This window comes from Rothia aeria (assembly GCF_016726365.1).
In the GTDB taxonomy this organism is placed as follows: domain Bacteria; phylum Actinomycetota; class Actinomycetes; order Actinomycetales; family Micrococcaceae; genus Rothia; species Rothia aeria.
Genome location: NZ_CP068102.1, coordinates 1506124 through 1519974, shown reverse-complemented (window position 1 = coordinate 1519974; position 13851 = coordinate 1506124). Strand labels below are relative to the sequence as shown.

At 55.1% G+C, this 13851-nt stretch carries 9 protein-coding genes; 7 read left to right on the top strand and 2 right to left on the bottom strand.

Features of this window, described 5'->3' with window-relative positions; all coding sequences use genetic code 11:
* Positions 1-251 precede the first annotated feature (251 nt).
* From I6I94_RS06465 to I6I94_RS06455, 3 genes are read left to right on the top strand one after another with little or no spacing between them, the layout of a single operon-like run.
* A complete protein-coding gene (locus I6I94_RS06465; protein ID WP_201620521.1) occupies positions 252-2030 on the top strand; it encodes an ABC-F family ATP-binding cassette domain-containing protein in 1779 nt (592 codons plus the stop codon).
* Positions 2024-3883 (top strand): ABC transporter ATP-binding protein, encoded by a 1860-nt coding sequence (locus I6I94_RS06460; RefSeq protein ID WP_128087242.1) that lies wholly within the window; start codon positions 2024-2026, stop codon positions 3881-3883. Before I6I94_RS06465 ends, I6I94_RS06460 begins: the two co-directional genes overlap by 7 nt.
* On the top strand, positions 3877-5616 hold the full coding sequence (locus I6I94_RS06455; RefSeq protein WP_128087243.1) for an ABC transporter ATP-binding protein: 1740 nt from the start codon (positions 3877-3879) through the stop codon (positions 5614-5616). Before I6I94_RS06460 ends, I6I94_RS06455 begins: the two co-directional genes overlap by 7 nt.
* 243 nt (positions 5617-5859) lie before the next feature.
* Here the strand turns inward: I6I94_RS06455 and I6I94_RS06450 are convergent, their stop codons facing one another.
* On the bottom strand, positions 5860-6672 hold the full coding sequence (locus I6I94_RS06450; protein WP_201620520.1) for a hypothetical protein: 813 nt from the start codon (positions 6670-6672) through the stop codon (positions 5860-5862).
* A gap of 209 nt (positions 6673-6881) precedes the next feature.
* On the opposite strand from I6I94_RS06450, the gene I6I94_RS06445 reads away from it, so the two are divergent.
* Together I6I94_RS06445 and I6I94_RS06440 are read left to right on the top strand one after the other, a co-directional pair.
* Complete coding sequence (locus tag I6I94_RS06445; protein ID WP_201620519.1) at positions 6882-7739, top strand: bifunctional transcriptional activator/DNA repair enzyme AdaA; 858 nt, start codon at positions 6882-6884, stop codon at positions 7737-7739.
* A 316-nt stretch (positions 7740-8055) separates the two neighbouring features.
* Positions 8056-9510 (top strand): RNA-binding domain-containing protein, encoded by a 1455-nt coding sequence (locus tag I6I94_RS06440; RefSeq protein WP_236588827.1) that lies wholly within the window; start codon positions 8056-8058, stop codon positions 9508-9510.
* A 121-nt stretch (positions 9511-9631) separates the two neighbouring features.
* Here I6I94_RS06440 and I6I94_RS06435 read toward each other — a convergent pair whose 3' ends face one another.
* A complete protein-coding gene (locus I6I94_RS06435; RefSeq protein ID WP_037233941.1) occupies positions 9632-10261 on the bottom strand; it encodes a superoxide dismutase in 630 nt (209 codons plus the stop codon).
* A gap of 2107 nt (positions 10262-12368) precedes the next feature.
* Between I6I94_RS06435 and I6I94_RS06430 the strand changes: the two genes are divergently transcribed.
* On the top strand, positions 12369-12887 hold the full coding sequence (locus tag I6I94_RS06430; RefSeq protein WP_006886974.1) for a MarR family winged helix-turn-helix transcriptional regulator: 519 nt from the start codon (positions 12369-12371) through the stop codon (positions 12885-12887).
* A 209-nt stretch (positions 12888-13096) separates the two neighbouring features.
* Positions 13097-13621: a ferritin gene (locus I6I94_RS06425; RefSeq protein WP_006886973.1), complete on the top strand. Its 525-nt coding sequence runs from the start codon at positions 13097-13099 to the stop codon at positions 13619-13621.
* The last annotated feature ends 230 nt before the right edge of the window (positions 13622-13851 follow it).

The window sequence follows — 13851 nt, the reverse complement described above, 5'->3', positions numbered from 1 at the left end:
ATTCCGGATTGTTCCTGTCTATATCCATCGAGGCGCACGGAAGCGCATCGGCACACGAGGAGGCACCAGCACATGAACGGCTCCCGAGCATAGCCCGGATCAAAACACCAGGTCAGAGCGCTTTTATGCGCCCACCCCACTACCCGGGCTTACGTGTATCTACACACCATGCTCGGGTTTTTTCATGCCCTCACACCTAACGCGCGCTGCGCTGGCGGGGACCCGAGCACCGACTCGAAGGAACTCGGCCCATGCCACACCACATTACACTCGACCATATTTCGTATGCGCATCCGGGTGAACCCCCGCTTTTCACCGACCTCTCCACCGTATTTTCCGCCCCGCTCACCGGACTCATCGGCGATAATGGTACCGGAAAAACTACCCTCTTCAGGCTCATTCTTGGCGAGATAAAGCCTAGTCACGGCACAATCAGCGCCCCGCCGCGCATAGCGTACCTGCCGCAAGATTTAGGGTTGAGCGAGCATCAGCATCTTGCCGATATTTTTGGAATTACAAAAATTCTGCGAGCGCTCGATGCACTGGAATCGGGCAACTACTCCCCCAGCCTTTATGACACCATCGGCGACGCCTGGGATATTGAAGAGCGCACTCTCGCGATCCTTGCCGAGTACGGTTTTAGTCCTGCGCTCACCACGGATGCCGCCGACCCGCACGCCATTCGCGACCTTCTGATGCGCTCCCTTAGCACCTTTTCGGGCGGTCAGACGGTCACTGCCGCGCTCACCGCGCTTCTGCTCTCGAATCCCGAGTTTATTCTGCTGGATGAGCCCACAAATAACCTGGATTCTGCCGCGAAGAATCGGCTTTTCGCGGCTCTTGAAACCCTCGCCTGCCCGGCGCTCATCATCAGCCACGACCGCGATCTGCTCGCGCACATGAAAGCGATTGCCGAGCTGCACGCCGACCGTGAGGGGCGGGCGCATCTGCGCATATATGAGGGCAACTACGACACCTACCGGGCGGCGCGAAAGGCCGAGGAGAGCGCCGTGCATCGCCGCGTGAGTGAGGCGAAACATGAGGCGCGTAAGGCTGAGCGCGAGCGCATTGAGAACCAGATTAAGCTCGATCGTAACGCCCGCCGAGGCCGCGATTTTGAGCGGTCGAAGCGGAAACCTGGCCTGGCGATGGGCCTGGATAAGAACAGTTCAGAGCGTTCCGCAGGGAAACTTCGCGCGGCACACGAAAGCATGGTGGCGGATGCGCGTGCGGCAGTTAGTGAAGCCCAAGAGAACCTGCGCGTGCAGGAGCGTATCTATCTGGAACTCGCTCAGGATGCGCTCCCGGCAGGGCGGAAGGTGCTGGAATTACAGCGGGTGAGGAAAGACTCTTGCGCATCTACACAACAGAGTGCCGAACTTAAGAATGCAAACACCCAAAATACCGTTTCACATGAAACACAACCTTATGAAGTTGATTATCCGTCCCGCGACCAAGACTTTCCCGAGGCTCTTATCCTGACCGGGCCCGAGCATTTGCGCATCACGGGAGCAAACGGCAGCGGCAAGACCGTGCTTCTCAACGCGATAGCGCATGCGAATGACCCCGGCTACCGCTCCCCCGTACCGCCCGTTTACCGGGTGCTTTACCGCCTGGGCAACGCCGCGTATCTGCCGCAGCGCATCACGCTTGACCCTGAACGCACTCTCCTTGAAACCGTGCAACGGGCGAACCCGGGGGCGAGTGAACAGCATTTGCGCGATCAGCTCGCACGACTGCTATTCAAGCGCGAGAGGGTGCATCAGCATATTGGGGAGCTTTCCGGGGGTGAGCGTTTTCGTGCCGCGCTGGCGACGGTTCTGCTCACCGACCCGGTGCCGCAGCTTCTTCTGTTGGATGAGCCCACGAATAACCTAGATATTTCGTCGGTGGATTGGCTAGTGCAGGCGCTCGACGCTTATACCGGCGCGCTCATCGTCGTTAGCCACGATGAGGACTTTTGCGAGCGCATCCGTATCGACCGCACACTCAGCCTTTCGGCAAAGACCCTCAGGGAGGGGTCGTGCTAAACATTCTTCGTTCTATTCCGTGGGCATTCCGTATAACCCTTCACACGGCGCCCGTTCCCTTCATTGCCGCGGTTTGTACGACCCTGCTTCTCACGTTCATGCCGAGCGCGCAGGTGGTGCTGGTGAATGCTGCGGTGGGTTCGGTGGCTTCTGGCGATACTGCAGCATCACTCACGTGGGCCGCGGTAATCGGTGTCCTCGTGGCGGCGTACCTTCTGGTGCAGCGGGCGAGCATGTCGCTCTTCACCATGACGAAGGCGCGCGTGAATGCCGCCGCGCATCAGAAACTCAATACTACCCTGGCGCGGGTGAATCCTGAGGTGATGAGTGAACCCGAGATGCAGAAGCATCTTCGTGCGGCCCGTGAATCTCTTACGAAGCAGGAGATTCCCACACAGGCAAATTCCGTGGTGACTCTCTGTGCTGCCGTGGCGATGGTGCTGCTGCTGTGCGCAACAATTGCAGGTACGAGCCTTCCGGCTGCGTTCTTTGTGGCGGGGTGCATGGTTCCGCTGTCCGCCGCGATGGTGCTGCTGGCGAAACGTGACTACCGTATCTACGGGCAGGTTTATGAGGACCGCCGTGAAGAGGCATATTTTCTGGATGCGCTCACCCACCCCAGCACAGCCCGGGAGATCGCGACCTTAGGAGCCGGTGGTTTCTTCGCAGACAGTGTGGCGCGGGCACGAGCTCGTGCCACCGGGCGGGAATACAATCTGGAGGCGATGCGCGGCATCGTGGTGGGGTTCGCCGGGCTCATCTGCTCGGTGTTGCTGATGGGTGCACTCTACTGCCTGATCGGTTCCGGGGCGAGCGCGGGCGAAATTGCCGGTGCGCTGGTAGGCACGCTCACCTGTATCGCGGCCACGCAGGATGTTGGCTACGCCTTCGGGCAGGTCTCAAACGGGGCGATGTCGATTGCCCCGTATCGCGCGTTTGTGGATAATCCACGCTACGTGCTTGCTTCAGAGACAACGCATCATAATCCGCCCGCAACCGGTGATTCTCCGCGCGAACTCACTGTACGCAATCTGACCGTCACCTATCCCGGGGCGGATGCACCAACGCTGCACCACGTGAACCTACACATACAACGCGGACAGATGGTGGCCTTGGTCGGTGCCAGCGGCGCGGGGAAAACTACGCTGGTGCGCGGACTTCTCGGGCTAACTCCCACCACCGCAGGCAGCGTGCTCTTCGGCGATGCTCCAACCGAGCCGCTAAGCATGCAACAAGTTTTTAAGCACACTACCCTGCTCAGCCAGGACTACGGGCGGTACGAGCTGACCGTGCGGGAAAACCTGCTGTTGGGTACTCACACGCAGGGCCAGGAACCGCCAAACGATCAGCGTCTCTGGGATGCGCTCGAAAAGGCCCACGCCGCCGAGTTCGTGCAGGCTCTACCCGCCGGTTTAGACACACAGCTGGGTGAACAGTGGGGTGGCGTTGGGCTATCGGGCGGGCAATGGCAGCGTTTAGCATTGGCGCGCCTGATCCTGCGTAACACTGCCCTGTGGATTCTGGACGAGCCGACCAGCGCTATTGATGCCCACGCCGAGGAGCAGATTTTCGCTACTCTACGCAAAGTTGCGGCAGATCATATGACGATTCTGGTCTCACATCGAGCCTGGACTCTCAAACACGCAGACGTCATTCATGTGGTGGATCACGGAACCATCGTCGAATCGGGAACCTACGCCGAACTATTAGGCGCCGGCGGGCGGTTCGCCGAAATTTTCGCCTCACAGATAGACGACACACCGGAACACACGCCGTCGGGCTTGTCAGTTGCTGACGGCACCGAATCCACAGACAACACCGGGTTCACGAAAGAAGGAACACCATCGTGTTAAAAACGATCAGACAAACTCTCTGGGCCCTGCGGTATGCGCTGCGGGCGCATCCTATTCTTGTACTCAGCTCGTTCACCCTTCTCACAGTGCTCTCGTTTCTGCCCAGCGTACAGATGTTCCTCATAGCCGCAATCACCGACTCGCTCAGCGCCGGGGATGCGCACACTGCACTCACGTGGGCGGGCGTAACCGGGGGCGTGCTGGCGGGTAACCTTGCCCTGCAGCAGGTGTCTAATTCGCTGGATATGTCGCTGCGGGCGGGTATGGCGCAAACAGGTATCCGGGCGATCGCCCGCAGGCTCGCCTCCCTCACCCCCGAACAGATTTCGCGCGGCTCATTTTCGCAGCGCTCGCGTGCCGCCCAGGATGCGGTCGCCAACGGCCACCTGCACACCCAAGTAACCAGCACCGGCGTACTTCTCTTCACGTTTCTTATGGTGGGTTCGCTCTGCGTCATGGTGGCTCGCGTCAGCTCTGCGGCGGCGGTATGCCTTCTGTTGTGCCTGATTCCGGTGGCGTTCGTAGCGGGGCTGTACACACGGCGCAACGAGCAGACCTGGGATAGCATTTATGCGCATAACCACCGGGCCTGGTACGCTACCAACCAGATAGCCTACCCGAATACCGCCGAAGAACTTTCGACCCTGAAAGCAGGCTGGTTCTTTGCGGCACGGGCTAACCGGCAGCGCGGGCTGGCCGCTGACGAAGAGGTGAAACTTACCGCATATGCCCTGCGTTTGCAGGTAATATCGGGGGTAATGTGCGCGGTATTCCTGGTGGGTGCGCTAGGTTTTCTGGTGTCCTCCGGGGCGAGCGCGGGTATCATCTCTGGTGCGATAGTGGGCGCACTTTCCGCCATGATGTCGCTGACCGCAGCGAGTCACGATATGAGCTCGCTCGGCGCCGGGGCTAACGGAATTACACGGTATCGAGAGTTTCTGGAGGGCTCCGAAAACCCGTCTCGCAAGGTGGCCGCCACTCTTGATGCACCACTTAGTCGTGTGCGCATCGAGAACCTTTCCATCACCTACCCCAACGCTGAAAAACCCGTGGTGCGCGGGGTATCCTTCGAGATTGAGCGCGGTCAAACAATCGCGCTCGTGGGGGCAAACGGTGCGGGCAAGACCACGCTAGTACATGGGATTCTGGGTATGCTCGCCGCTCACGAGGGGCGTGTTCTTTTCGACAATACCCCGGTGGATGTTCTCGATTCCGCCGAACGGCACCGGCTGGCAACTATTCTCACCCAGGATTTTGGACGCTACGAGCTGACGGTTCGGCAGAATCTCCTCATGGGGATTTCCGGGCGCTCCGCAACTGATGAGCAGCTGTGGGACGCACTCAACAAAGCCCGTGCCGCCGAGTTCGTGCAGACTCTGCCTGCCGGTTTAGACACACAACTTGGTGAACAATGGGGCGGAGTTGGTCTATCGGGTGGGCAATGGCAGCGGCTCGCATTGGCTCGCCTAATTTTGCGCAATACCGACCTGTGGGTTCTGGACGAACCCACCAGCGCGATTGATGCCGAAACGGAGGAAGATATTTTCGCCTCTCTGCGCGAGATTGCGGCGGGACACATGACGATTCTGGTCTCGCACCGCGCCTGGACGCTGCGTCATGCCGACCGTATTTATGTGATGGATGCGGGCGCAATCGTCGAATCCGGCACTTACACCGAACTAATGGCGCGCAACTCACATTTCGCCCAGCTTTTCGCCTCACAGACGGGGTGATTACTCAGCCACTTCAGCCAACCCCACCAATCCGGGAGCAGTAATTTGTAGTGGGAGCGTGCTCCCCGCTCCCGCTGCAACTTACCGTTCCCGGAATTAGATAAGCTGACGCCTCGCCAGCTTCGGAACGTTATTTATTTCCTCGCACGCAAGGGACGACATCCCTCAACAGCTGCGAACCGTTACTCACCATGAGGGTCGCTGAATACGTTATTGATTTCAGTAAGAAAATCAAACATTGGTCTATAACCCCTCTTCTTCGTCAGCCTCCGAAATAGATACTGCGCGTGTCCCATGAGTAAAGTTCTCGCCCTCAAATTTCAGGACAAGCTCCTTAGGGGCAGGAGCACTAACGCTCACCTGAATATTTTTAGCTTTGGTGGTATCTGCTAGTACAAACACTGTTTCAAATATGGTTACCGGGAATTTCCACTCTGCCTTCAATGCATCTTGGATAATGTGCGAATCAGCAGGAAGTGTCAGTCCTAGGGTATTTTCAAGAAAACTAAATACATCTTTCACCGTAAAATACACATCAAGAAAATGTACTACACCGTACTGTAGAGTACCTTCTTTATACGTTTTCGCCGGAGCATCTTGGGCGACAATACGCAGGTAGTCATCACCAGTAATGGTCCCCAGCGGTATCCACCGTGTTTCAGGAAAATACCACTCCGTACAGTCTTGCATGTCGTCTAGACCTCCAGCATGCCCCACAGACAGTGGTATACCGTTAATCTCTGGTCCGTAGCCATAGTCCTCCCAGGTGAAGGTGAACTGAGAACTGCTGCGCATCATATACGGCCCTAAATCCTCTGCAAAGTTCTCAGCCGGAACACACATGACAGCAAAATGCATAGCCTCAAAAGATACCTCGAAATTAACACGGGTATCTATATAGTCAGTATCCGTAAGATGCATCTCTACCTGCGAATCTGATATTCCCTGTAAAGTCATAGAAGCGTTAATGGAACCTCCATGTTCACGCCGTATCGCATCAAGAACGTCACGCATATCGCGTAGGGTCTGTCGGTCAAGAGTAAAAGAATTCTCCATTATGGCTCTCCTAAAATTCAGGGATTTATGGCGTTAACTGTCAGCCGCCCTTTGAGCGTATCCTAATATCCTCGCATTTGTCTCTCTAATTCATCACCTAAACTCTACAATCACTTCTACACCCAATGCGCACAAGGTCAAGAATCGGGTCGTTTTCCACCCGGAACACCCGTATTCTCTAGTGTTAAGACCTTGAACTAGGAGAATCTTTGAGCATCACAGACCGTTCCGCAGCGAGCACAGACCCGATCGAGCAGACCGTCCAGTTCGGGCGCATAGCCGCCGCTATCGAGTACCTGTATGACCACGCCGCAGATCATCCCACGCTCGCGCAGGTGTCCCAGGCGGTTCATGTGAACCCCGAATATCTGCAGCGGCAGTTCCAGCAGTGGGCGGGGGTGAGCCCCAAGAAAATGCTGCAGCATATCAGCCTTGAACGGGCGAAGGCGGCGCTCGCTGGGCAGCAGAGCACGCTCGATGCGGCCTGGTCGAGCGGGTTCAGCGGCACGGGACGCCTGCACGATGCGTTCGTCACCGTTGAGGGCATGACCCCCGGCGAGTACAAGAACGGCGGGGCGAACCTGCGCATCGTCTGGCGTTACGCCGCATCCCCTTTCGGCACGGTGCTGATCGCCGCAACGGATAAAGGCATATGTCATATGGCCTTCGCCGATAACCCGGATGCGGCTCTTACGAACCTGCGCGCCGAATACCCGAATGCGCAGCTGCATGAGGGCGAGCACCCTTTTCACGAGCAGGCGTTGAGTATTTTCGGGGGCGGTGGGAAGCGCATCGCCCTGCATTTGAAGGGTACGCCGTTTCAGGTGCAGGTGTGGCGTGCACTTTTGAATATTCCGCAGGGTGCCGTGCAAAGTTATGGGTCTGTGGCTGAGAGTATTGGCCGCCCTCGTGCCGCGCGTGCCGTGGGGACTGCGGTGGGACACAACCCTGTGGCGCTGATTATTCCCTGCCACCGAGTGATTCGTGAGAGCGGCGTGATTGGTGATTACCGTTGGGGTCGCGGCCGCAAAATGGCGCTTCTCGCCCAAGAACTCGGCGCGGCCTAGCGAGCATTGGCCCGTCCCAGTTTTACCCGCTCCCGCTTTTACGCTTTCGAGAGCATGCCACGAGTATGTGTGCCCCTTCGGAAGTCCGCAAAATTCAAAGGGAACCTGTTTGACTCCTCGGTGAAAGTTACACAATTGCCATCGAGAGTTACATTTTTGTCACCTTCACTCGCGTTTTTCATGCCAAAGTGACAAAAACCCGTCTGAAAGTTACATTTTGTCACCCAAAATCATCAGATTTGTAACTTTCAGCCCGGTCAGACACTCATATTGTCACTCTCAGAGTTACAATATTTACATGTATACGCCTGAAGAAGTGACACAAACTCTGAATGAGCTACGCCTCCTCGGTCGGGATAGCCTGACCGTTGAGGTGAAGTCGGCGCATAACGGTTACCCATCGTCCATTGCTGAGACTATCTGTAGCTTTGCCAACCTTCCTGACGGCGGCACCATCATATGCGGCGTGGACGAAGCCCAGGATTTTGCTCCCGTGGGCGTTTACGATCTTGAAGATTTACGAGCAAAAATTATTGACGCCGCGCAGAATCTCAAACCAAAAATCGCGGTAGAAACCACCGATATGGTTCTGGGCGATCATCAGGTGCTCATCGTATCTGTTCCAGGGTTACCGGTACAGGAACGCCCCTGCTTTAAAGGTAATGTGGCGTATCAACGCCTCGGAGACGGTGACTACCCGATGGATAGTTACGCGCTAAGCCTTATGTATGCCCAACGCCATAAACCACAGAATGACCTACGAAATATTCCTGGCACGTCCATCAAAGATTTAGATGAGCCATACACCGAGGACTTTCTGCGTCAGGTTCGCCTCTCCTCAGCACGTTTGCGGCATGACTCTGACCAGGAAATTCTGCACAAACGCAATGTTCTCACCGCCGCGCAGAACGATTTAACCTTGGCCGGATTATGCGCTCTGGGGGATTATCCGCAGCAGTTTTATTCTGGGGCAAGTATTATCGGCGTAGTGTCTATGAGCGGTACAGCCCGTAATGATGACCGTTTTCGGGGCGAAGGCCCTATTCCTGCCATGCTTGAAGACGCACTTGCCTGGCTTGTGCGTAATCTCAAAAACCGCACCGTAACAACCCCTGATGGGGCGGGTCTGGTGGATGAACCCGAAATTCCTCTGGTGGCTCTGCGCGAATTCGTGGCGAATGCCCTTGTGCACCGCAGTTATGAGCGGGATGCTTCGGGCAAGTTCGTGCAGATTTTTATTAAGCGTGGCCGTGTTGAGATCATCAGCCCCGGTGGTTTTTGGGGTATTCTACCTAGTCAGGTTGGTCTTGTGCACCGCCCTTCGGCTGTGAATGAGGCGCTGTACGCTATCTGTCAGAATATTCGTCTCAGCGACGGTCGTCGGCTCATTGAGGGAGAAGGCGGCGGTATTTTGGCGGCGCAGCAGGCCTTACGCAATGCTGGTTTGCGCGAGGCTCGCGTCCTTGATGAAGGTATTCAGGTACGCGTTATCATTTACCGCTCCACGGACGATGCACAGTCCACACGGGATCGACGGGCGGCACAGTCTTCCCAGCATGTTGACGTACTGCAGGAACTATCCGCCACGGAATCACAGGTGTATTCTGCTTTAGCGCAGAAGCCCGCTACGGTCGCCGATCTCGTAGAAGATACCCAGTTAACCGCGCGGCAGGTTCGGTATGCACTGCCCAAATTGGTCAAACGAGGTATGGCAGAGCAGCGAGCGCACTCAGGGCGTCGCGGTTCTGTATACCGTCTCATCACCGTGTAGCCACTAACCCATGAGTTCTATAGCGCAAAGCGGGTGCCCGGCACCTTCGTTAGAAGAGGCACCAGGCACCCGCCCGTAAAAGATACGCCCTGAGTGCGAGCGCATCGTTAATCTTTGAGAACTACTCGGGAAGCACCAGACCCTTGGTCTGCGACACTGCGCGTGCGAAGCGCTCAGCGACATCTGCCCAGTTCACAATGTTCCAGAATGCCTTCACGTAGTCACCCTTCACGTTCTGGTAGTCCAGGTAGAAGGCGTGCTCCCACATATCGAGCTGCAGAACGGGAATCAGTGCAACCGAGATATTGCCCTGCTGGTCGTACAGCTGCTCAATGATGAGGCGCTTGCCCACGGTGTCCCAGGCGAGAATTGCCCAGCCGGAGCCCTGAATGGTGAGGGCAACGTTGGTGAAGTGCTCACGGAACTTATCGAAGGAACCGAAGAACTCGTCGATAGCCGCTGCGAGCTCGCCGGTGGGCTTGTCGCCACCCTCGGGGGAAAGGTTCTTCCAGAAGATGGAGTGGTTGGTGTGACCACCCAGGTTGAAGGCAAGATCCTTGGACAGCTTGGAGACGTTGCCGAATGCACCGTTTTCGCGTGCCTCGGCAAGCTGCTCTAGGGCTGCGTTTGCGCCTGCAACATAGGCTGCATGGTGCTTATCGTGGTGCAGCTCCATGATCTTTGCGGAGATGTGGGGTTCGAGCGCCGCGTAGTCGTAGGGGAGCTCGGGAAGAGTGTACTTTTCAGCCATAGTGTATGCCCTTTCATTCAGAAGATGGCGTCGTTACAAGGGTACCAGCGTTTGCCTGCGAGTTCAGTGGGTTCTGGGCATTGTGCGGGGATGCTGTGCATAGGGTGGAGAAAGTTTTCCACAGGGGTGGATAAACCCGTGGATTTTATTTCAACCTCATCACGATTTCGGGATATTTGCCGGATTTTTGCGGGGTTCAGACCCGCAAATAACAGGTATGTAAGTTATCCACGCTGTGGATAAAGTCTGTGGATACTCGCTGCGGAGGGTGCGAAGGGGCCGTTTTATAGCATCTCAACGCTTAATATGCGGGCAGTATATTACGGCCAGCAGGAAGAACTTTTGGCCGGTTTCGTCTTTCTGCTGCGAGTTTTCTTCAGGGGCGGGGCAAACGGTGGGAGGTAATACATACGGTGAATATTATGCACGGCGCAGAGGGTGGACGGTGGATATTGTGCACAGACTTTTCCACAGGTGTGAATAACGGGCGCGTTGTGGAAGGGATGCACCACCTGAACCCGCCTGTATATTTTGGATGGTGAGATGAGCCGCGTCCATCTGATGGAAATCCCCCGGTATTTCAAGGGTCTTTATGTCATCTCGTTATCACACCGCACGTTATTAAGATCCTATGAATAACACACCTGTAAGTTTTCCACGTTGTGGATAACACCTGTGGATACGCCAGTGGCGGAATGGCATAACCGCATGTTGTTGGCGCGTCTTCGGCGGCAATATTAAACACACGCACCCCCGCAGATATTCCGATATACCCCACGCGCCAGAAGGCGCCTCTCCCCCACTACGCTGCTTTTGGTACCTTCTGCTTCTGGATTCGCCCACGCGTGCACGTATTTTTGCATCCCCAAACCAAGCATCGCCGAATCCTTCACATTCACCCCATACACGCATGTGCTTTTGTCATTTTCTGAACAGTTAAAGGCTTTTTAGATGTGGCGACCTTTATCTCATCGCTACGCGGCCGATCACTCTCAGCACCTCATGCGGGTGGTCATTGCCCGGGTGCGACAAGAAAATATGGGCCTGTTCCGCGTGTTTGCAGGGATGCGCCGAGCGGAGAAGAGATTTAGATGCTGTATTACTGATAGTTCATAGAATGACGGACGCTACAGCCTGGTCAGGCCACCCAATAGCCTCTATGGCCTGTATTTGCAGGGATCGGCAGGGTAATTCCTGCATTACCTAGTGGGTGTACCCACAAGTTTGCTCCGCAGTTAGAGGCGATAACGCTCGACAGGGCACGCAGGGGTACCAATAGGAAATCTCTAGAGGTTGTTCAGAGCGAGTGGTTGAGAGTGCCTCAGAAGGGGCTGGTTAAAAAGATACGGCGCGGAATGCAGCCCAACCACGAACTGCATCCGCACCGCACATCCGTCAGTAGAAATGCGGGTTACCCGCACACTGACGACAATCACCGATAAATAGAGAGTCGAACCCATTCGGTTTGAGCTTCCGGTCTCGCCCCGCGGGCTTCTTTCGACCCCGTTACGTATACCAGTGTACACGGTCTTGGGCCGGTTGCAAACCCAAAATGGTACTTTTTCAGAAAAATTTGTAATCGTTTTGTTATCTTCCCCTAAAGCAGAGTTGAGAAAAGCGTACCAATTTTTTTATACCCCATTTTACCTTGATATTACGCGGTTCTCCCTCAGCTTGAGGGTAGCACTCCTAGACAGCACGCTCTCGACTAGGGGCGAAAAATCACCCCTCAAGCGTTGCTTTAAGTGACCTAAATCCTAAAAAATCCGTATTTTTGACCTTTATCACTCTAAAACCTTCAAGTACAGCTCGGCTTCTTAAGTACCAATTTTTTATCGATTCGGGAAGTAAACACCCAAAAATACTCGCTCCCTACTTTTCAGCGGTGAATAATAAGGAAACGTTTACTATAAGCTGGAACCTATTACATATCTGCGCGCACACTTTAGGTAAACCAAAACTTGTGAATGCGCCGCATTTACTGGTGCCGTTACCGGAATATGAGAGATGATACATATACAATGGGGAATTAATACAACCTTATATCTCGATTACTACTACGACAACATACAGCTCACTAAGACGACGGACCCGGAAGGAGCATCCTGTGTCTGACTCACCGCACGCCGAAGAACCCCGGTGGCTTACTCCCGAAGAACGGGAGGCGTGGCTATTTATAAGCTCTATTATTTTTAACCTCACTCGCAGGCTAGAAAATCAATTACAGCGTGAAGCCGACTTAAGCTATGTTGAATACATGGTGCTTGCCATGCTCTCCGAGTCACCCGAGCTCAGCCTAACCATGACAGAGTTGGCACTGACCACAAACACTCTTCCTGCGCGTCTGTCTCGTGTGGTGGCGCGCCTTGAGAAAGATTCCCTCGTTGAACGCTCCATTAGCCGCGAAGACCGTCGTGTAAGCATCTGCCATCTGCTCCCGGCAGGGCTTGAAAGGATTCAGCAGGTGGCTCCCGGCCATGTGGCTGAAGTTCGCCGACAAATCTTTGACCATCTCAATGAACAGCAGGTGTACGACCTCGCCAATATTGGCACCAGCGTACTGGGAGACACTCCTTCGAAGCTTATATCAATCGATAGTCTTCGCCGCGGCTCGTACCCAGAGTAGGCCCGTATTACGCCGTACTGGCAGCCCCGCAGCTCGCGCACCCTCAACATAGGTTGTGCTCGGTTAGTACACACCGCAGGAGGGCCTAATTCTTGGTCGAGATTAGCCTGTTCTGCGTATACACACACCGAATCGGCGCATACTATGGACTGGTCAGATTGAGTTACGCCCACTTTTTGGGCCCATAAACCACACCCCAGGAGAGTATGATGACCAAGTCTTTCTATGAACTGCTGACCGAGCAGATCGGCCACGAGTTTGCCGCATCCCACCAGTACCTTGCAATGGCTATTTGGCTTGACGGCGAGGATCTGCCGCAGCTGGCCCGTTACTTCTACCGCCAGTCGCTGGAGGAACGCGACCACGCCCTAATGATGGTTCAGTACCAGCTCGACCGCGGCCACAAGGTTCAGATCCCGGCGATTCCGGCAGTACAGAACGATTTTGCCGATGTTCAGGAAATCGTTGATATGTCGCTGGCGCAGGAGAAGGAAGTCACCACCCAGATTGAGGCAATTTTCGCTGCCGCCCGCGCCGAAACCTACCCGCTGGGCGAACAGTTCATGCTGTGGTTCTTGAAGGAACAGGTTGAAGAGGTCGCCTCCATGGAGACTCTGGTGACCATTGTTAAGCGCGCAAACGGCAACCTGTTTGACATTGAGAACTACGTTGCCCGTGAACTGGATGAAAACCACGGTGAGGACGATTCAGCCCCCGCAGTTGCTGGTTCCTAAAACCATATAGCGCATATTTTCGCATTCCCCATCGCCTTTATACCGGCGGTGGGGAATATTTCTTAAGAGTGAGTTTCTGCATTTTATGCTTTATTTTTGTGGGTTTATATCACCATATACAGGGAAATATTCAAAGCTGTCTATTTGTTTATAAAAATTCATATACTGGAATAAAATAAGTTTTTGCTGTGGAAAGACGTTACACTGGTATAAGGAACGCCGCACAAAAC